The 19062-nt window shown below is 70.3% G+C and carries 14 protein-coding genes and 2 pseudogenes; 9 read left to right on the top strand and 7 right to left on the bottom strand.

The window, feature by feature from the left end; all coding sequences use genetic code 11:
- Nucleotides 1-119: 119 nt before the first annotated feature.
- Nucleotides 120-1796: an HNH endonuclease signature motif containing protein gene (locus H305_RS0121275; RefSeq protein ID WP_028802158.1), complete on the bottom strand. Its 1677-nt coding sequence runs from the start codon at nt 1794-1796 to the stop codon at nt 120-122.
- Nucleotides 1797-2125: 329 nt separating this feature from the next.
- Here H305_RS0121275 and H305_RS53460 point away from each other — a divergent pair, with 329 nt between their 5' ends.
- Nucleotides 2126-2380: a hypothetical protein gene (locus tag H305_RS53460; RefSeq protein WP_158690559.1), complete on the top strand. Its 255-nt coding sequence runs from the start codon at nt 2126-2128 to the stop codon at nt 2378-2380.
- A gap of 886 nt (nt 2381-3266) precedes the next feature.
- On the opposite strand, the gene H305_RS0121265 is transcribed toward H305_RS53460, so the two are convergent.
- Entirely contained in the window at nt 3267-4031 is a 765-nt protein-coding gene (locus H305_RS0121265) for a hypothetical protein (protein WP_028802156.1), read from the bottom strand.
- Between the two features lie 317 nt (nt 4032-4348).
- Between H305_RS0121265 and H305_RS46700 the strand changes: the two genes are divergently transcribed.
- Complete coding sequence (locus H305_RS46700; RefSeq protein ID WP_234020982.1) at nt 4349-5635, top strand: transposase; 1287 nt, start codon at nt 4349-4351, stop codon at nt 5633-5635.
- Complete coding sequence (locus H305_RS0121255; RefSeq protein ID WP_028802155.1) at nt 5598-6407, top strand: tetratricopeptide repeat protein; 810 nt, start codon at nt 5598-5600, stop codon at nt 6405-6407. Before H305_RS46700 ends, H305_RS0121255 begins: the two co-directional genes overlap by 38 nt.
- Before the next feature lie 299 nt (nt 6408-6706).
- Here H305_RS0121255 and snpA read toward each other — a convergent pair whose 3' ends face one another.
- The 3 genes and pseudogenes from snpA to H305_RS54935 all read right to left on the bottom strand — a co-directional run.
- Nucleotides 6707-7609: a snapalysin gene (gene snpA / locus H305_RS0121250; RefSeq protein ID WP_028802154.1), complete on the bottom strand. Its 903-nt coding sequence runs from the start codon at nt 7607-7609 to the stop codon at nt 6707-6709.
- 1169 nt (nt 7610-8778) lie between these two features.
- The gene (locus tag H305_RS0121245) at nt 8779-9039 is read right to left on the bottom strand and encodes a hypothetical protein (RefSeq protein ID WP_028802153.1); all 261 of its coding nucleotides are present in this window, start codon (nt 9037-9039) and stop codon (nt 8779-8781) included.
- Nucleotides 9040-9650: 611 nt separating this feature from the next.
- Nucleotides 9651-9773, bottom strand: a pseudogene (locus H305_RS54935) (aldehyde dehydrogenase family protein); the annotation flags it as partial.
- 7 nt (nt 9774-9780) lie between these two features.
- Here H305_RS54935 and H305_RS46690 point away from each other — a divergent pair.
- Both H305_RS46690 and H305_RS0121235 read left to right on the top strand, forming a co-directional pair.
- A pseudogene (locus tag H305_RS46690) lies at nt 9781-10205 on the top strand (aldehyde dehydrogenase family protein); the annotation flags it as partial.
- Nucleotides 10206-10519: 314 nt separating this feature from the next.
- Nucleotides 10520-12286, top strand: coding sequence for a beta-ketoacyl-[acyl-carrier-protein] synthase family protein (locus H305_RS0121235; protein WP_028802151.1), 1767 nt, complete (start codon nt 10520-10522; stop codon nt 12284-12286).
- A gap of 581 nt (nt 12287-12867) precedes the next feature.
- Here the strand turns inward: H305_RS0121235 and H305_RS46685 are convergent.
- On the bottom strand, nt 12868-14094 hold the full coding sequence (locus tag H305_RS46685; protein WP_078629155.1) for a Ku protein: 1227 nt from the start codon (nt 14092-14094) through the stop codon (nt 12868-12870).
- A 49-nt stretch (nt 14095-14143) separates the two neighbouring features.
- Here H305_RS46685 and ligD point away from each other — a divergent pair, with 49 nt between their 5' ends.
- Nucleotides 14144-15025, top strand: a complete 882-nt coding sequence (gene ligD, locus H305_RS0121225) for a non-homologous end-joining DNA ligase (RefSeq protein WP_028802150.1) — start codon at nt 14144-14146, stop codon at nt 15023-15025.
- Nucleotides 15026-15071: 46 nt separating this feature from the next.
- Here the strand turns inward: ligD and H305_RS0121220 are convergent, their stop codons facing one another.
- Entirely contained in the window at nt 15072-15875 is an 804-nt protein-coding gene (locus H305_RS0121220; protein WP_028802149.1) for a nuclease-related domain-containing protein, read from the bottom strand.
- Nucleotides 15876-15973: 98 nt separating this feature from the next.
- On the opposite strand from H305_RS0121220, the gene H305_RS0121215 reads away from it, so the two are divergent.
- The 3 genes from H305_RS0121215 to H305_RS0121205 all read left to right on the top strand — a co-directional run bounded on the left by H305_RS0121215 (nt 15974) and on the right by H305_RS0121205 (nt 18917).
- On the top strand, nt 15974-16483 hold the full coding sequence (locus H305_RS0121215) for a protein-tyrosine phosphatase family protein (protein WP_028802148.1): 510 nt from the start codon (nt 15974-15976) through the stop codon (nt 16481-16483).
- Between the two features lie 359 nt (nt 16484-16842).
- Nucleotides 16843-17661 (top strand): hypothetical protein, encoded by an 819-nt coding sequence (locus H305_RS46680; RefSeq protein ID WP_037764831.1) that lies wholly within the window; start codon nt 16843-16845, stop codon nt 17659-17661.
- The gene (locus tag H305_RS0121205; RefSeq protein WP_028802147.1) at nt 17658-18917 is read left to right on the top strand and encodes an ATP-binding protein; all 1260 of its coding nucleotides are present in this window, start codon (nt 17658-17660) and stop codon (nt 18915-18917) included. The genes H305_RS46680 and H305_RS0121205 overlap by 4 nt, the downstream gene beginning before the upstream one ends.
- Nucleotides 18918-19062: the final 145 nt, after the last annotated feature.

Below are 19062 nucleotides of genomic sequence, written 5' to 3'. Positions count from 1 at the left end.
GACTGAAAAGCCAGGTCAGAAGACTGTGGGAGCGCCTCACAGGCCGGTCCTAAAAGCCGGTCCCGTCGTGCTTCGGTGCTTGCCCCTGGGCTTCAGGGGCAAGCACCGAAGCACGTGTGTCACTTGAGCTTCGCCTCATGGAGGCGGCGCGCAGTAACGGCGAGGAGGCGTCGAAGCTTCTCTCTGTTCTCGCCGTAGGTCTTGAGGGCGTGGCAATTCGGGCATAGAGCGATCATGTTCGAGGGGACGTCGGGTCCGTCTTTGGCCAGGTCCTTGACGTGGTCGACCTGCAGGATGGGCAGGCCGGCTGTGGTTCGCTCGGTGGGGTGGCCGGCGCATTCAGGGCTTTCGCACCTGTTCTGGCAGCGCTTGATGACCGCGGCTCTCGCGCTGGGGTCGCGGACGTACTTGTCGGCCAGCGTGGGCTTCTTCAGCTGGCCCCGACGCTCGGCGTTCGCTTCTGCCTTCTGCGTCAAGCGCCTATACGTGCCCTCGTCGCTCTCTCCGGTGCCGGGCGCTTGGGGATCGACGTCACTGGGGCGGTAGTCGTCCGTTTCGTCGTGCAGCTCGCCCGTATCAGTCTCCAGTGCCTCGAGCACCTCAAGGGGCCAGGTTTTACGGTCCGGGGTGGGGACAGGCGCCAGAATCCAGAGGAACTCGCGGCGAGGCTGCTTATCCTCTCCGGTGCCCCAGCGCAGCCGGCGTTGCACGATCACGGCCCAGGTTTCGAAGCTCCACTGTCCCTGGAACGGCTTGTGCCAGTAGCGCAGCGGGCGACCAACGCTCTGATGCTCTGCCATGAGCTCGTTGCCGTCAGTGAGCTTCTGGTCGCCCGAGAGCCCGTCGCCGACGTAGGCGATCCAGTTTGCATCCGGGATGCGTCCGTCGGCGTAGGGGCCTTTGTCGTCCGAGAAGACGCTCAGGATCCCGTCGGCAAGACAGCCGATCCCTGCCATCTTCTGTCCGCCGTAGGTGCGCCAGATGGCCTCGCGGTCTTTGAACGTTTCCCCCAGCAGAGGCCGCAGAGCATCCGGCCACCTGCCGGCGAGCAGCTCGTGGAGGCCGAAGTCTTCCAACAAGCCTGCGGGAAGGAGGTGGAAGTAGCGGAGGATCAGTCCTGCCGCCGCGGAGGCCGCGGCATCAGGGTGCGAGCGGAGCAGGTTGTAGTCGTCCTCGCGTAGGCCGCCAGAGGGGTTGACCTCGTTCAGAGATTCCAGCGTGGGGCGCCGCCCCCGGCTGGTCAGGGTGAGCTCCTGCCCCTGCTCAATGGTCCAGAGCTCATCGCGGATAAGGGCCCAGAACGGGTAACGGGCTCCGTCCGCACCGTCTTCGACCTGGCCGTACTTCACCATGAGCGGAGCAACGGCATCACGGGTAGCCGACCAGGGCTGCAAGCGGGGGGCTCCGGCCACGGCCTGCCCGATTGACCACAGGAGAAGAACGGGGCGGTGCAGGGCGGGACCCTTCGCACGACGAGCCGGCCGGACATCTCCCACTCGCCGGTGAAAGGTCTTGGGAGGCTCTACGACGGTGAAGCCCTCCCGCCTCAACCAAGCCACTGCGTGCTTGAGACCACCACTGAACCCGGGGGTAGAGGGCTTGAGTGCTACGCCGAAGTCGTACTTGTGGGCAACGCCGGCTATCGCCTTCGAGTCGTACAACCTCCCCTCGTGCTCAAGGAGATAGGTAACCGCGGCGCGGTAGCCGTAGGTGTCCCGGAATGCCTCCGCGCCAAGCCGGTCATGCTCTGCAATCGCCTGCAGGATGCCTGCACGAGTGATCTCAGACGGTGCCATGGCCGACACCGTAGACCAGACCACTGACAACAGACTCTGGATGCCTCATCCAGGGCACCACCGATGACTCGTCCCGCCCGTTGCGCAGGTCTCAGTTCAGGTCATCGACGGCCCGCACAGGCAGCGTGGGATCGGCCGCGACGACGGGTGTTCGCCTGAACAACGGGGTGAGCGCCTGCAACGATGAGAGCATGCCGACGCCTGGAACGCCTCTCCCCGCTGCGCTCATCCCCGACTGCACCAAACCGGAAGCTCACCACGCGGCGTACAGAAGCGCCAAGACCAACGACGCGATCTTTGTGTGCATCGCTCGCCAGGGACCGCGCTGGATGGTGGAGCTTGACGCCTTTGCCAGCAGTGGACCCACCATCCCCGAACAGGCAGTGGCAGTCCTGCAGTCCGCGGTTGAAGCATTGATATCTGATGGCACAGTGACGCAGGCCAACATTGCACCTGACTACATCTCCATGCGGGCGATCGAGAGCGAGCAGAAGGCCCGCGAAATCGCGGCGGCATTCCACGCCGCCATGCACGGACTCCGACAGCTATACGTCGCCGTCCCAGTCCCGCGCAGAAAGGCCTAACCTCGCGCCTCGCGGTGCCTCGCGCCGAGGGCGGTGGTGCGGCCAACAGATCACCCATCCTGTCGAAGTGCCCAGGTAGGGCGTTGACCATCATCAGCCGCGTCGGTGATCAGTGTAGAGAACGGCTCCGCGAGGCTGCCACCTACCAGATGGACCGCGATTCCCTCTCCTACCATCGCAGTCACCATGCTCAGATCCTTACCAAAGCACCGTAAGACGACTTGCGAGAGCGCCACAGCCGCACGTGGACTACCTGTGGACTGGACCGCGTTCCAGCGGCAGATCACAGGCCTGTGACCTGCACAAACTTCGGACACTGAAGGGGCCTCCGGAGCCGTGTGCGCAGGTTCGAATCCTGCCGGGGGCACTCACCTAGGAACAGCAGAGATCAAGCGCTGACCAGGGCGGATGCCGAGAGAAGAGGGCGGGAGCCAGTCTCACTGACTCCCGCCCTCTCTCGTTGCCTCTCACTATTCGCACACTATCTGCCGTGGATCAGACCTGGAATTCTGGGAGCAGGGATCAGCATTCCAGCGCGGCGCTAGGCGTCATGGGGGTTACGCCAGCGGCAGGGCGCAGGCTCGCGGCACGGTCACGCCAGTACACCCACGCCGTCGAACACGTCCGACCCTGTACGGCGGGGACAGCCTTGAAGACCGTGGTCGTCGTCGCCTCATCGAGATCCGGCCCTGCCCACCAGAGCGGTGACCGGCCTCATGGTTCGCACGGCGCGCTGGCTTACGTTGCGCTGAGGCCCGCACACGGCCGCTCGCGGTCGGGCAGGACGCAAGGTGTGGGTCCGCCGCGATCGCGGCGGACCCACACCTTGACCGTCGCAGCCGTTACCGCCGGCTCGGCCCCCACCAGCCCGCCAGGACGGCGGACATCACTTCACCACGACGTTGTCCCCAGACGACGTCGACGGCCCGGTGGTGGTGTTGCCGTAGTACACCCAGCGCCACGTACCCGTCTTGGAAGCCTTCACGGTCGTCCTGAGATCACCCGAGCCGTTCGCGTACACCTTCTTCACCGTGGTGTAGGAGGTGGTGCCGGCAGGCTTGAACTGCAGGCTCACCAGGCGGCCTCCGTAGGAGGCGTACTTCCTGGTCTCCCAGTTGGCCCGCGTGACCTTTCCGGTCACGGTGATGGTCCTGTCCTTGGACACCGGTTCGGGCGAGGCGTTGACGGTCAGGCGGGAGTTGCGCTTGACGTGGACGGTCAGACCCTCGTCGTCGGTGTCACCACCGCCGCCCTCGAAGTACACCTCGGCACCGACCTTCCAGGCCCCGGCCTCGCTGTTACGCATGTCCCACACGCTCGGGTCGAAGTACATCGTCTCGTTGAAGTCGCAGACGCCCGAGCTCACCTTGATGCAGTCGCTCGTCTCGACGGCGTGCCACAGCCGATCACCCGCACCACTGCGGTACAGGAACACCGCTGGCCACTTCCACTTGTGAGTGGTCGCCATCCGGAAGGAGGCGGGCACCGCGACCTCGTTCGACACCCCGATCACAATCGGCTTGCCGCCGTTCACCTGGACACGGGTGAACGAGACCCCACCCTCGGCCGCCCCGGCCGGCACCGCAGCCACGGCCGTGAACACCGCCGCCGCACCACCGGCCACGACGACTCTCCAGACCTGCTTCCCCACCTGATCCCCAATCTCCTTACGGAAAGGCACCGAAGGCTCATGCCTCCAGCGCCTTACAGACAGCCGGGATCCACACGGGGTTGTACACCCGCGAATCACAATGGGGCATCAAACAATCCCCGCCTCCCGCGAGTCGGAGAGGTCGGTGCGGTGCGGCGAGCGAAGCACGCACTCCTAACTTGACTCTGTCGGGGATCTTGGATTTTCCCGGTGCGTCAGCGCGATCACCGTGCATGCTCAAGGCTGTTCCACAGGCCGATGCAGTTGTCGAGGTGTCGTTGTCGCTCCGTCCCCGTTCCGGTGAGCAAGTCCCTTCCATGACCGCGCAGATCGCGCGGGCGAGCAACCCGGCCGGTACGACAGCTATATGGGTGCGGGACCGGTTGGACGGGCTCTGGCGCGACGAGGACTTCGCCGGCTGGTACCCGCGCGACGGCCGTCCCGGTCTCTCGCCCGCCCAGTTGGCCACCGTCTGCGTGCTGCAGTTCCTGCTCGGTCTGTCGGACCGGCAAGCAGCAGAAGCGGTCCGCTGCCGCATCGACTTCAAGTACGCGCTGGCCATGGAACTGGACGACCCCGGCTTCCACCACAGTGTGCTGGCCGACTTCCGCGAGCGCATCGCCCAGGACGACCGCGCCGACCGACTCCTCGACCTCGCGCTCGCGCGCCTGAAGGAAGCCGGACTCGTACGCGAGCGCACCACTCAGCGAACCGACTCCACCCATGTCCTGGCCGCGGCGCGCGACCTGACCCGGCTGGAACTGGTCACCGAGGCCGTCCGCGCCGCGCTGGAAGAAGTCGCCCGCACGGCCGGGCACCTGCTGGTCGGCCTGGTCGACGAGGAGTGGGGACGCCGCTACGGCCGTCCGGTCCGCCTGGGCAAGAACCCCACCCGGCCCAAGACCAGGATCCTCGCCGCCGGCGACGACGCCTGTCGGCTGCTGGAACGCCTCCACCGGCCCGGCCCGCAGGCCAAGGCCCTGCGGCAGATCGTCGTGCAGAACTACTACCGCGACGCGGCGGGCCGCCTGCACCGGCGCACCGCCGACGACAGTGGGCTACCGCCCTCCTCCACGGCGATCGTCTCCCCTTACGACACCACGGCGCGCTACGTCCGCCACGGGCACATCATCCGCTGGAAGGGATTCGCCGCCCACGTCACCGAGACGTGCGCTTCCGACAGCGCCAACGTGATCACGGACGTGACCACCACCTCGGCCGCCACGAACGACGCCCAGACCCTGCCCGGCATCCACACCCGCCTGGCGCGTCGCGGACTGCTGCCGGCCGAGCACCTGGTCGACGGCGGCTACACCTCCCTGGTCCACCTGGAACGAGCCCAGCGCGAACACCAGATCACCGTCAGCGGTCCACTGCCGGGCAACCCCACCCGCCAGCACCGCAAGAACGAGGGATTCGACCGGGACGACTTCCACATCGACTTCGACCGCCGCGCCACCACGCGCGATCTGGAGATGATCGTGATGCTTACCGTCCACCAGCCCCGCTGCCGGCCATTCCCGCCCCTCGGCCGAACACCAGGCGCAATATCCATATCCTCCGGCCATGAGACTCTTCCGACCGCGCGCCAAGCGGACGACTGAACCCCCTGTGTCGCGGGCCATGGCCCTGTACAGGGCCGGGCGCTACGAAGAGGCGGTGATCGAGGCCCGTGCCGTGGCCCGGTCGCTGCCACACGATGACATGTACGCACCGCTGGCATCGAGCATCACCGCAAACGCGACGGGCGCCCAAGGCCGCCACGCCGACGCTCTCGCCATATACGACGAAGTACTGCCGGCCGTCGGAAAGACTTTCGGAGCTGATCACTGGCAGACCCTGAAACTGCGCTCCGACCGCGCCCAGACGCTGGCCGCGCTCGGTCGGTACGCCGAGTGTGAGGCAGAGTGTGCGGCCGTCGCCCAGACCGCGAGCCGCGGTACAGGGGAGTTGCAAAACGTAGTAAGGGCCGCCAGTAACGGGCTGGTCTTCGCTCTCAGCGCGCAGGGGCGCCACTCGGAGGCCGAGGCACGCGCCCGCGAGGCCCTGGCCGCCCATCCTGAACCGGACCGGCTGACTCTGACATTGCGGCTCGGCCTGGCACGCAGCCTCAACGGCCAAGCCCGCCACGAGGAGGCCCTCGCCGAGGCGGAGCGCGCCCATGAGCTGCGCCGCAGTCTGCCCGGGGGAGAGAGTCGCCCAGAGACCGGCGCTATCGAGCTGGCCGTGGCCACCGCCCTCCTGGGACTACGCCGCGACACCGAAGCTCGCCTTCAGGCCGCAGCTGCTCACGAGGCCTGTCTGGCCTCATTCGGCCCGGACCATCACCGGACAGTCGAGGCTCAGGCTCTGCTCGATCGAATCGACGGCGCTTGATCCGACGGGCATCGCGACTCCGAACAGGGGTGTCCCGGTGCCCGACTGTCCGGATGTGGCCCTCATCTGCACAAACAGCCCGGACAGCTCAGGGTGGCGGTGTCCGGGCTGTCCGGTCACAGACGGCTGCAACACTCAAGGGGGTGTTACAGCCCCGTCGGCGGAGCCGACCTTGACGGGTCGGCGTCGGGTGATGCTTGACACCTGACCCGGACAATCCTCTGCCAGCCGATCAGCAAGATCGACCAGTGAGTTCCCACCCGACCTCACGCTTGGGCGCGCGATGAGTGGGAACGCGATCAGTTCCAGAGCGTGCGGTGGTGTGAACGCCACGGACCATGACCACCCGGGCCCGCGGGCCAACCCGGCCATGCAGTGCTCGGGCCGCCAACGGACGGAATCCCCGTCCCCGGGGCCACGGACGGTGCCGACGGTGCAGCACTCGGGCCACCAGTGGGCTGGCTCCCCGTGCCCGGGGCCACGGTCGGTGCCGACGGTGCAGCACTCGGGCCGCCACCGGACTGGCTCCCCGTACCCGGAGCCTGCGCGCCTCCGCCGGCCCACAGCTCGTCGACACGCGCGCGCTCGGTTGCGTCCGGCTGGCGGTTGGTGCAGGACGGGCCGGGGCCGCCACCCGACATCAGCTCACTGCACGGCCCGCTGTAGTCGTCCGGCAGACCCAGCACGTGCCCGGTCTCGTGGGTGACGACGCGAATCGAGTCGTACTGCTGGCTCTGGGTGTAGTCGAGGAAGATCTGGCCGCCTCCGTGGCCGTCGGTGGAGGCGTGGGATCCGCGGGGGTCGTTGCCCTCGGTGTAGGAGAAGTCGGCGCTGCTCGAACCGCTCGAAGCCTCCTCGAGCTTCACGTTGGACTCGGCGCTGTTCCAGATCTCGGCCGCGCTCGATATCTGCGAACGGAACGTCGGCGCCTTGGAGGCGTCGTAGTGGAGGGTCACCGCCTGCCCGCTGGGCTGGGCGGCGCTCTTCTGGGCGACCGACTTGAGCACGGCCTCGAAGAACGCCTTGTTGTTCGCAGCCTCCCCAGCCGACCCGTCGTACCCCGCCACGGAGGTGTCGGCGGAATCGGAGGGAGTGGCGGCCGGCTGGGCGCTCGCCGGCACCGCCACGGCCAGCGCGCTGGAGGCCAGACCCAGGCCGAGAGCGAGGGCAAGGAATCTCGGGGACATCCGGGACGAATTCATGTGGGGGGTGCTCCTACTCACTCGGTGACGCCGAGCGCCACAGCGCGCGGTCGACTCGGCGTGAACACCGGTTCCGAACTGCAGCGACGTCCTGTGGGTCGACATTCTTAGAACCGGCCGACAAGGCGCGCAATGGGTCCCACCACTACGTCGCTTCGTAGGCCCGAGGACCTCGCCAGGGCCGTGCGCACGCCTCCGGTCCTCACACAGCGACAGGAGGAGAAGCTGTCACGGCGTCAAAAGCCTTACAGCGCGAGGCAATGGGCGTGCCGGTCGGCCGGGAAGAATTCCGACACACACCGCAGGACCCACATCCAGGTCAAGACGGACAAATACTCAGATGTACGCCATGACACATCTACTAAGCGCACCGGTTGATTCGCGGAGCACTGTGACTGACGTCACGAAATAATTGGCTTCCGCTCCTTTTGCGCCCCACTGACCCCGAGTCGCCCTCCCCAGGGAGTCACCCTCGGCGCAGGGCAGAGCCCCTCACCACTGAGCCGCCACCGCTCAGTCCTGATCACGATGGAAGCCAGGCCCGCCGTGCGGCACGGCGAGCGGCACAAGGAGAGGTCGGTCGGTTCCTCGCCCGCCTCCAGCAGCGCGTCCGCCGCATCCAGCGGCTTCAGGACCATGGGGGCCAGGCTGTCGCCAGCCGCACGAACAAGGCGCGCGCCCGGAAGTGGGCGGGACGCCCGAAAGCCGCTGACCGCCGGGCTTGATGGCGGACGCCGAAAGTCCCCCGGACGTGGACTCAGCTCCAAGGTCCGCCGACATCACGCTCAGTAGCGACACGGAAGTTGATCACAACCGATTCTGTCGTACGGCACAAGTCGAGCGTTCAGCCAGTCAACACGCTGTAACGGACTGTAGTAGAAGTGGACTGGCCCAGGGCGCGCGAAGTGCCCATGTGACTCACCACGGAGGAGCCGGTGCAGTCCCGGCAGCGACGGCGTGGTGGAGGTTCAGTCGAGGCTGTGCGCGACGGGGTGCAGCGACTGGTCAACGGAGGAGGCCGGCTGGGCGTGGTTTCCGGCACGCGCAGGCCACAGAGAGCAGGTGCGACGCAATGAACCGGCCCCGGCGCGCCCTTCGGGGGCGCCGGGGCCGGTTCGGTTCGGATCGCTGGCCCCTCCTACGGGCCGGTGCCGGCGTCAGCTACCGGGTCAGCGGTGGCAATCGCGGTGGACGGGGCGCCAGACGCGGGCCCACTGGCCGGGGTGCCAGCGGTGGTGCCGGTCCCGGAATGCCGGCTGCCAGTGGCGCGCCCAGTGGCCCCGCTCCTCCTGGCAGTGGTGCGACGCCACCGGCGGCCGGTGGTTCTGCGGCGCGGCCGACGCGGTGCCGACCATGCCGACGACCGTGCCCGTGGCCAGAGCCACCGTCGCCGCCCCCAGGGCCGCAGCCCTCTTCAACCGGTTGATCATGTTCAGACCTTTCCGTACGAACCGGGGCTGGCGCCCCGTCACTGCCCGAACCGTTCGGCCGGGCACGCCCCGATCCTTGCCCTCCGACACGGCAAAATCGCCATAGAACGCCGACTGTCATGAAATACCAATCAATTTCTCATTGCTCTCAAATACTCATATAAATACGGCAATAGGGTGTAGCGGGATGGTCAGCCGGCTGTCAGGAGTTGTGAGCGAGTCGGTCCGGCTGAGCAGCATTGCCGACTGAGCTGCACACGCTGCTTGTTCATCCGGTCGATGTCGACGCTGGAGCCGGATTGATCATGGAAAAGCGAGGCGAGCGGGGTGATTCACCTCGGCGGTGAGGGGGCTCGGCCGGGTTGGCAACTCGCCTTAGCCGTGCGGTGGGGCCCCGGGTGGCAACACGTTCCGGGCGGTGACCCGTTCGACGAGTCGACGCTCGTCGGGCCGCCGATCGGCGAGGCGGCGTACACCGGGATGCGGTCTGCCCTCGGTCGCGCGGCCGAGGAGGGCGGCACCGTGTGCCGGCAGCGTTCACGGTCAGATCGAGGTCCGCCGAAGGGGTCACGACGGCCGCGTTGTTGCCGCCGAACTCCAGGATGCTGCGCGACAGGGAGCCGACCGCAGGCGGCGCCGAGCCGCTCCACGACCGTGTCGGCGATGTCCTCGCGCACGATCAGCCTGCGGAGTGTGGTGCACCGCCGGCCGGCCGTCCCCGCGGCGGCGAACACGCGCGGGCGGCGGCTCGCGCAGGAGGCGCCCGGTGCCTACTACGTCGGTCCTGCCCTCGTGCGGATGCCGACGCAGACCCCTGTGCTGAGGGAGGAGACCTTCGCGCCGATCCTGTACGTCCTCACGTACCGCGATCCGGACGAGGCGATCGCGCTGCACACCGACGTGCCGCAGGGGCCGTCCTCGGGGATCTTCACCGGTGACCAGGGCGAGGCGGAGCGGTTCCTCGCGGCGGACGGCGCGGACTGCGGCATCGTCAACGTGAACATCGGCGCGTCGGGTGCCGGGATCGGGGGCGCGTTCGGCGGTGAGAAGGAGACCGGTGGGGGTCGTGAGTCCGGCTCCGACGCCTGGCGCGCGTACATGCGCCGGGCCACCAACACGGTGAACTTGTCAGGCGGGTGGCACTGGCGCAGGGCGTGGAGTTCTCCCGGCAGTCCCCAAGTCCGGCTGCTGCGAATATAAATGACGTGATGTCTGTTGCGCGGGTGGGGACATTTCGCGATCGTTCAGAGCGGCGGTAATTCTGTTTCCGTGACATCTGCGGGCCGGTGCGGAATTGCGGTCCTCGTGAACATATACCGCTGGCATATTTCATGCGGTACTTCGTCTTCTCCAGCGGTACGGGAATTGAGTGCGCGGCATTCGTGACGTTGCGCACTACCTGGCACAGGGACCTAGGCAACTGGCGAATCGTCGTCGACAGTTGATGCCGACATTCCCCCCATGCACCGAAGGCTCCGCCATGCGCGATTCGTCCGACGTCCCCGTACAGCCCCACGCCGTCACCGTCGCCGAAGTGATTCCCGGTGATCTCCTCGCCCTCTCCGAACAAGAGGTGGCGGCGGACACGTGGCACGTGGTCATGCACACGCTTCCGGAAAGCCCGCACACCATTCGGCTGACCCTGCGGCCGCCCCTCGGGGGAATCGATCACGACCAGGTGCTCGAGCGCGGCCGGCGGGTGACGGTGGACTGCCGTCGCATGGACGTCTCCGGAATTCCGCGGATCAAGTCGGCCGATCTCGCCGAGGCGGAGTTCCGCGACGGCGACCGCGTCACCTCGCTGCGCACCGTCGACCCCCGAGCCGTCGAGGAGTCGTACACCCGCCGGTGGGGCCGGTGGCACCGGGACCTGGAGAGCCGGACCGAGGAGCCGCTGCCGGACGCCGCGCTGCGCGAGCGTCTCGACGCCGCCGCCCAGGACGGTTGTGTCGTACGGCACTTCCCCCGGCCGCGGCGCGACGCGGCGGGCGGGGCCGGCGCACCCCGGCGGGTCGTCGTCACCGGCCTGGGTGCCGTCACACCGCTCGGCATCGGCGTCGAGGAGCTCTGGCAGGGGCTGATGGAAGGCCGTTGCGGGATACGGGAGCTGGAGGGCGAGGAGTTCGCCGAACTGCCCGTTCGGGTGGCGGGCAGCATCCCCGTGGACCCGGCCGGGCTGCTGCCGCGACCGCAGGCGCGGCGGATGAACCGCGCCGCCCAGCTGGCGGTGCTCGCCGCACGCGAGGCGTGGCAGAACGCCGGGTTCGACGTGGCCGGCACGGCCGGGAGCGGGCTGGACCCCGAGCGCGTCGGTGTGAGCGTCGGCGCCATCCTCGGCGACGCCTCCGTGCTGGTCGGCGGTGACCGCAAGCTCCGCGACAAGGGACCGCGCGCCGTGTCACCGCTGACCACGCCGATGACGGTACCCTCGCAGGCCGCGTCCCAGGTGTCGCTCGCGCTGCGGATCACGGGTGAGGCCCGCACGGTGACCAGTGCGTGCGCGTCCGGTACCGAGGCCATCGGGCAGGCCATCGACCGCATCCGGTACGGGCACGTCGACGTGGCCCTCGCCGGTGGCGCCGAGGCCGTGGTCACCCCGGCGATCATGGCCTCGTTCGCGGCGATGCGCGCCCTGTCCACCCATGAACTCGGAGGCATCAGCCCGTCACGTCCCTTCGCCAAGGACCGTGACGGCTTCGTCAACGGCGAAGGTGCCGGCTTCCTGCTGCTGGAGTCCGAGGAGCACGCGCGGGCGCGGGGCGCGCGGATCTACTGTGAGGCCGCCGGCTGGGGGCTGTCGGCCGACGCCCACCACATGGCGGCGCCGGACCCGTCGGGCAGTGGTGTCGCGCTCGCGCTGCGCCGCGCGGTACGGGACGCGGGCGCCCACGCGGTGGACGTCGTGCACGTCAACGCCCATGCCACCGCCACCACGGACGGCGACCTCGCCGAGGCGAGCGCTCTGCGTGCCGTACTGGGCGGGGACGTCCCGGTGACCGCCCTCAAGGGGCACCTCGGTCACCTCCAGGGCGCGGCGGGCGGGGTGGAGGCGGTGGCCACCGTCCTCACGCTCCATCACGGCCTGATCCCGCCGACCATCGGCTGCGAGGAGCAGGACGACGCCATCGAGCTGGATGTGGTGACCAAGGCTCCCCGTGCCCTACCGGCCCTCGGCGACCTGGCGCTCAGCAACTCCTTCGGCTTCGGCGGCCACAACGCGGTACTGGCCCTGCGCCGCACGGCCTGACCTCGGGCCTGCCGGGCCCGCCGGACCCACCGGGCCTGCCGGGCCTGCCGATCCCACCGGACCCGCCAAGCCCACCGGACCCACCGAACCGCCTACGAGGGCGGGGCGCCCGGGCATATGGGCGCCCACCTGCGAGGGCGGGTCCGCCGGGCATACGCGGCCGGTCTCCGGAGAGGCTCGCGCTCCGGTCCGCCGGGCACCGGTCTCTCCGGAGAGGCTCACGCTCCGGTCCGCCGCGCCACGGATGCCCGTGCCCGGGCCACTGGAGCGGGTCTGCGGGAACGGCCTCCGCGGGAACCGGTGGTCGGGCCCGTGGCACGGTGCCCGCGGCAACGGTCTCCACGGGGCCCCGGCCCGAGGCCGGTCTCCGCGCGCCTCCGCACGCGGCGCACCCGCCGAGCCCGCTGCGCCCGGCAAGCCCCACGCGCCCGCCGAAACCGCCAAGCCCCACGCGCCCGCCGAACCCGCCGAACCCGGCAAGCCCCCGCGCCCGCCAAGCCCGCTGCGCCCGCCGAACCCGCCGAACCCTCCGAGCCCGCCCCTCCCGCCCGCCGAGCCTCTCGCGCCCCCGTGTCCGCCCCTCAGGCAGAGGCCCGCTTGCGTCCCGTCGTCTTCTTCGCGGCCGTCTTCTTGGCGGCGGTCTTCTTGGCCGCCGCCTCCTTGCCGGTGCTCTTGGCGGTCTTGGACGTGCTCTTGGACGTGCTCTTGGCCGCCGTGCCGGACGCCGTCTTCTGGCCGGCCGACTTCTGGGCCGTCGACTTGTGGGCCGTCGACTTGTGGGCCGTCGACTTCTGCGCCGTCGACTTGTGCGCCGCCGACTTCTGGGCCGTGCTCTTCCTGGCCGCCGTCCGCTTCGTCGACGTGGACTTCTTTCCGCCGACCTCCTTGGGGGCCGTACGGGCGGACTTGCGGCGGGCCGGGAGCGGGGTGACCTCCGCCTCCCCGCCCTCTCCCGCTTCCGACCCGCCCGCTTCGGCCGCACCCGCTTCCTCCCCGGCCGCTTCCCCGCCGGCTGCCTCGCCCCGCGACTCCTTGGCCGCGCGCACGCTCTTCTCCAGCGCGGCCATCAGGTCCAGCACCTTGCCGCCGCCCGCCTCGCGCTCGGGCGCGCTGGGCGTCTCCGCGCCGGAGGCCTTGGCGGTAATAAGTTCCTCGACGGCCTCGCGGTAGTCGTCGTGCAGGTCTTCGAGGTCGACCTCGCCGAGGGTGTCCATCAGCGCGTCGGCGAGGTCCAGTTCCTGCTCGCGGACGGTGACACCGGTGTCCGGGGCGACCTCGTCCGTGCCGCGGATCTCGTCCGGCCAGAGCAGGCCGTGCATGGCGATGACGTCGTCGACGACCCGCAGCATGCCCAGCCGCTCGCGCCCGCGCAGGGCGAACTTGGCGATGGCGACCTTGTTGCTGCGCTTCAGTGCCTCGCGCAGCAGGGTGTAGGGCTTGGCGGCGGGGACGCCGTTGGCGGAGAGGTAGTACGCGGTGTCCATCTGGAGCGGGTCGATCCGGTCGGCCGGCACGAAGGCGACGATCTCGATCGTCCTGGCGGTGGGGATCGGCAGCGAGGCCAGGTCCTCGTCCGTGACCGGGATGAGTGTGCCGTCGGCGTCCTCGTACGCCTTGCCGATCTCCGGAGTCGTGACCTCGCGGTCCTCCAGTTCGCAGACCTTGCGGTAGCGGATCCTGCCGCCGTCGTCGGTGTGGATCTGGCGGAAGGAGATCGAGTGGCTCTCCGTGGCGTTCACGAGCTTGATGGGGATGCTGACCAGGCCGAAGGAGATGGCGCCGTTCCAGATGGATCGCACGTGCGGCATCCTTCCGATCGATATCCGATATCAGCCGGTTTCGTGGGATTCTCATCGTATGACGCCGATCACGGAGGTGGAGGGGCGAAGGCTCGCGCTCAGCAACCTGGAGAAGGTCCTCTATCCCGCCACCGGCTTCACCAAGGGCGAGGTGCTGCACTACTGCGCGACGGTGGCGGACGCCCTGCTCCCGCATCTGCGCGACCGGCCGGTGTCCTTCCTGCGCTACCCGGACGGGCCCGAGGGCCAGGTCTTCTTCACCAAGAACGTGCCGCCGGGTACGCCCGGCTGGGTCACGACCGCCGAGGTGCCGCGCATGGAGGGGCCCGCCCGCATGGTCCTGGTCCAGGACCTCGCCTCGCTGATGTGGGCGGCGAACCTGGTGACCGAGTTCCACACGCCGCAGTGGACCGTCGGCACGCCCGGGATCGCCGACCGGCTGGTCCTCGACCTGGACCCGGGGGCGCCGGCGACGGTGGTCGAGTGCTGCGAGGTGGCCCTGTGGCTGCGGGAGCGGCTGGGCGAGGACGGGATCGAGGCGTACGCGAAGACGTCCGGGGCGAAGGGGCTTCATCTGCTCGCCCCCGTCGCGCCGACGCCGTCCGAGGACGTCAGCGCGTACGCGAAGGAACTCGCCGTCGAGGCCGAGCGGGCGATGCCGGGGCAGGTCACGCACCGCATGACGAAGAGCCTGCGGCCGGGCAAGGTGTTCGTCGACTTCAGCCAGAACGCGGCGCGCAAGACCACGGCGACGCCGTACACGCTGCGGGCGCGGCCCGAGCCCACCGTGTCCACGCCGGTGACCTGGGACGAGGTCGCGTCCTGCACACATGCGTCGCAGCTCGCCTTCCTCGCGCCGGACGTCGTGCCGAGGCTGCAGCGGTACGGGGATCTGCTGGCGCCCCTGTTCGATGCGGGGCGCGCGGCCGCCCTGCCGTGACGGCCCGGGCGGCGCTTCGCACGGCCCGGGGCGGCGCTTCGTCGTCCTAGACCCGCAGCCAGGTGTGGCGGTCGCGGGCCATGGCGTGGAGGGCCTCGACGTCGGCCGGCTTCAGGACGCCGCCGAGGCGGGTCAGGTTCGGCAGGTCGGCGTCCTGGAGGATGCGGATCTCCCGCGGTGGTGCCACGACGTCCAGGGTGGCGGGGCCCGCCACGGCCAGCACGGGGTGGACCTCGGCGGTCAGCGCGTACGCGGCGCGGTCGGCGTCCGCGCGGAGCCGGCGCAGCAGCGGGCGCGGTTCGTGGCGGCCGACGGTGACCATGGGGTCGGTGACGAGGACGCGTTGTTTGCGCGCGTAGAGGGTGCGCACGGCGAAGATGCCGGCCGGGCCGACGACCAGGTGGTGGATGCGTTCGCCGCCGGGCAGGGGCACGGAGTGGAGGGTGTGCCACCCCGCGCCCTCCATGCGGTCCAGGGCCTCGCCGACCGTCTGCTCGGCGGCGAGTGCGCGGCGCCGCGGATCGGGTCGCAGGCGGCGTGGCGGGCCGGGGTCGCGGTCGAGGGCGACCAGCAGGGCCTCGCCGGGCCGGTTGGGCGCGAGGTCGTCGTCGGGGTGGAGGGTCAGCCGGGCCATTTCGGCCGGGGTCGGGGCGGGCGGCGGGCCCACCGTCACGGGGCCGGCCAGGAACGGGCCGAGCGCGTCGAGCACGTCCTCGCGCCGGTCCTCGCTGAGCAGGTTGACCCGGGCCGTCTCACGGTCGTACCAGGCGACGTTCCTGCCGTCCGTCAGGCACACGTACAGCCGCTCCTGACCGTGCCGCCAGGTCGGTACGACGCGCAGTCCCTTCATGCACCATCACCCCTTGACCATGGGAGCAGGCGGGGTGCTCCAGGGGCAAGAACCCGGATACCTTTGTGGACAGCTGGGGAGTTGGGTGGGAGGCGCCGTTGCGGACCCGCAGGACACAACCCGATGTACCGGCTCCGGACAGCCCGTGGAGCGAGATCGTGCCCGGCCTGTGGATGGGCGGGCACGCGTTCGCGGGCCGCGCCGGTCAGCCGGAATTCGCCGTCGTGCACGACGAGTTCGACCTCGTGCTCACGCTGCTGCGACTGCCGGGGCACGGGCCGGATCCGGGGGTGGAGCACCATGTATGGCCGATTCCGGACGGCCCCCTCGACGGTACGCAGTTGGCGGGCGTGATCCGGCTCGCCCAGGCGGCGGACGACGCGCTGGAGGCGGGGCGCCGGGTCCTGGTCCGCTGCTACCACGGCTACAACCGTTCGGGGCTGGTCGTGGCGCACGCGCTCGTCCTGGCGGGATACACCAGCGACGAGGCGATCCGCCTGATACGGAGCCGGCGCTCGCCCTGGGCGCTGCACAACGAGCTCTTCGAGGAGTACCTGCGTGCCGGGCTCGCCACCGCCCGGCTCCTGGAGGAGCTCGCGGAGCCGTGAGCCGGCGGGAGGCTCGCACGCGAGCGCGCCCACGGGAGCCGCGCGCGGTCCGGCCCGGGCGTGTGCCCGATGCCGCCGGGGCAGGCGCACCACCCGGCGGGAGCACACGATCCGCGGGAGGACGGGGCGCGGCCCGCGGGAGGACGAGCACAGTCCGCGGGACGGCGGGCGCGGCCCGATAGGTGAACAAAAAGTACTTCCATACGAATAAGGTGTACACGGCGACCGATCTCCCCGCGCCGTGTCCGCACACCCGTCGCGAACCGGTCGCGGACGGTCACCGCTTCGACGACATCGTTCTCCACGCCGGCCCGTGCCAGAGCGCCTGCGGGCCGGGGTGGCCCGGACGCGGGAGTGCAGTGATCCACAGCCGCCGTGCGCGCACAGCCCTCGGTGCCGCCGCCGCGAGCGCCCTGCTGGTGGCGGCGCTGGCGGGCTGTGGCGACTCCGGCGACCTGCGCGGCGCGGGCGCGACGCCCACCGCTGTCGGCCCGACCCGGCTGTGGCCCGAGCTGCCGCCGGCCTCCACGCCCGCCATCGACTACGGGGAGGCCGACACCGAGACGGTCAAGGGCATCACGGCGCCCGGCGACGACATCCACAAGGTGGACCCGCTCGCCGTGGTGCGCGCGGAGGTCGCCGCGCACCCGGCCGAGTACAGCGGTCCGCACGCGAAGTACGCGCAGACGGCCGACCGGCTGAAGGACTGCGGCGAGAAGGGCGCGACCGGCGAGAAGTGCCCGGTCCTCCAGGCGTACTACCGCGATCTGACCGGCGACGGCAAGGACGACATGGTGCTCGGCATCCGCTTCCCCGCAAACCAGCTCGCGGTGCGCGTCTACACGTTCCTGGACCACAGGCTGGTGCAGGTGATGGGGACCTCGGACAGGGTGGTCAGCGTGGAGCTCGCGGGCCGCGAGGTGATCATCCGCTCGCCGTCGACACTGCCGGGTTACGAGTTCCGCACGGTCTGGAGCTGGGATCCGCACCAGAACGCGATGCTCGCGACGCGCGACGAGATCCTCCGCGTCGGGCCTCCCACCGGGACCGCCGCACCCACGCCCTCCGCCACCCCCACACCCTCCGCCGCGCCTCCCGCCCCGCCGTCCGCTTCGGCGCCGTCCTTCTCGCCGTCGGCGTCCGCACGCACGCCCGCGCCGTCCGCGAGGGCCTCATGAGGCGGCCCCTGCTGCGTCCGCCGCGCTGGACCGCCACCCTCACCTGGAAGGCGGCCGCCTTCATTACGGTGATCTGCTGCGGTCTGGCCGCGCTCCTCGGGATCCTCGTGCACGTCTCGGTGACCAACCAGACGGTCGGCGAGGCACGCGGGCGCGCGCTCGACCGGCTCACGGACGCGACGGCCGCGTACGAGGCGGGCGACCGGCTGCCGCCCGGCGCGGGTGTCGACCCGCCCGGGCTGCCGGTCACGCTGCGCGCGCTGGCGGCGGGCGGGAGGCGCGGCACGATGGTCGCCGACCGGACCGCGCACCCGACCATGTGGGCGGCCGGGCCCGCGGACGGGGGACGCGCGCTCGCCGTCCAGTACGACTACGCGCAGGGCGCCCACATCATCAAGACCCTGGACCGGTCGATCGTGTGGTCGTCGGCGCTGGCGATCGGCGCGACGCTGCTGGTGGGTGCGTTCGCGGTGACGCGGGTGACGCGGCGGCTGCACGCGACGGCCCGGGTGGCGCGGCGGATCAGCGCGGGCGATCTGGACGCCCGCGTGAACGACCCGCGCGCGCAGGACCCCACGAGCCCGCAGGACGAGGTGGCCGCCGTCGCGGCGGCCCTCGACACCATGGCGTCGTCGCTCCAGAGCAAGCTGCTGAGCGAACAGCGCTTCACCGCCGACGTGGCGCACGAACTGCGCACCCCGCTGACCGGGCTGCACGCGGCGGCCGAACTGCTGCCGCCGGGACGGCCGACGGAGCTGGTGCGCGACCGGGTGGCGGCACTGCGCACGCTGACCGAGGACCTGCTGGAGATCTCCCGCCTGGACGCGCGCAGCGAACGCCTCGACCTGGACTCGGAGCAGCTCGCCCCGCTGGCCGAGCGGGTGGTGCGCGCCTCCGGGACGGACACCGAGGTCCGGGTCTTACGGGACGCGCGGGTGGAGACCGACCGGCGGCGGCTGGAGCGGGTGCTCGGCAATCTCGTGGCGAACGCGCACAACCACGGCGCGGACCCGGTGGTGCTGACGGTCGACGGGCCGGTCGTCACGGTGCGGGACCACGGCGAGGGCTATCCGGACTACCTGCTGGACCACGGGCCGCAGCGCTTTCGCACGGAGGGCGGGGCGAAGGGGCACGGGCTCGGGCTGACGATCGCGCTGGGCCAGTCCGAGGTGCTGGGCGCCCGGCTGCTGTTCGCCAACGCACCCGACGGCGGCGCGGTGGCGACGCTGACGCTCCCTCAGTCCGGTCCCGCCTGAGCGCCGCACCCGCACCGGGCCCGGTGGACGACCGTAGGGAGCAGCCCGGACGGCTCCGGGTCCCCGATGGCGCAGCGTGACCTGCGTGCGCCCGGCTTCGCTCCTAATGTGGCGATAAGTCAGGTCCGCCCCTACTCGGAGGAGT

This window comes from Streptomyces sp. 142MFCol3.1 (assembly GCF_000424945.1).
Classification (GTDB): Bacteria; Actinomycetota; Actinomycetes; order Streptomycetales; family Streptomycetaceae; genus Streptomyces; species Streptomyces siamensis.
Note: the sequence above shows the minus strand (reverse complement) of the source record. Positions and strands in the feature narration are given on the sequence as shown.

Excerpts from the sequence above, each read along its gene's own strand:
- H305_RS0121275 (WP_028802158.1), bottom strand. The coding sequence starts at position 1,796 with ATGGCACCGTCTGAGATCACTCGTGCAGGCATCCTGCAGGCGATTGCA.
- H305_RS0121205 (WP_028802147.1), top strand. The coding sequence starts at position 17,658 with ATGAGGCGGCCCCTGCTGCGTCCGCCGCGCTGGACCGCCACCCTCACC.
- H305_RS46685 (WP_078629155.1), bottom strand. The coding sequence starts at position 14,094 with ATGCCGCACGTGCGATCCATCTGGAACGGCGCCATCTCCTTCGGCCTG.
- H305_RS0121235 (WP_028802151.1), top strand. The coding sequence starts at position 10,520 with ATGCGCGATTCGTCCGACGTCCCCGTACAGCCCCACGCCGTCACCGTC.
- H305_RS0121245 (WP_028802153.1), bottom strand. The coding sequence starts at position 9,039 with ATGATCAACCGGTTGAAGAGGGCTGCGGCCCTGGGGGCGGCGACGGTG.
- H305_RS0121255 (WP_028802155.1), top strand. The coding sequence starts at position 5,598 with ATGAGACTCTTCCGACCGCGCGCCAAGCGGACGACTGAACCCCCTGTG.
- H305_RS0121220 (WP_028802149.1), bottom strand. The coding sequence starts at position 15,875 with ATGAAGGGACTGCGCGTCGTACCGACCTGGCGGCACGGTCAGGAGCGG.
- snpA (WP_028802154.1), bottom strand. The coding sequence starts at position 7,609 with ATGAATTCGTCCCGGATGTCCCCGAGATTCCTTGCCCTCGCTCTCGGC.
- ligD (WP_028802150.1), top strand. The coding sequence starts at position 14,144 with ATGACGCCGATCACGGAGGTGGAGGGGCGAAGGCTCGCGCTCAGCAAC.
- H305_RS53460 (WP_158690559.1), top strand. The coding sequence starts at position 2,126 with ATGGTGGAGCTTGACGCCTTTGCCAGCAGTGGACCCACCATCCCCGAA.
- H305_RS46700 (WP_234020982.1), top strand. The coding sequence starts at position 4,349 with ATGACCGCGCAGATCGCGCGGGCGAGCAACCCGGCCGGTACGACAGCT.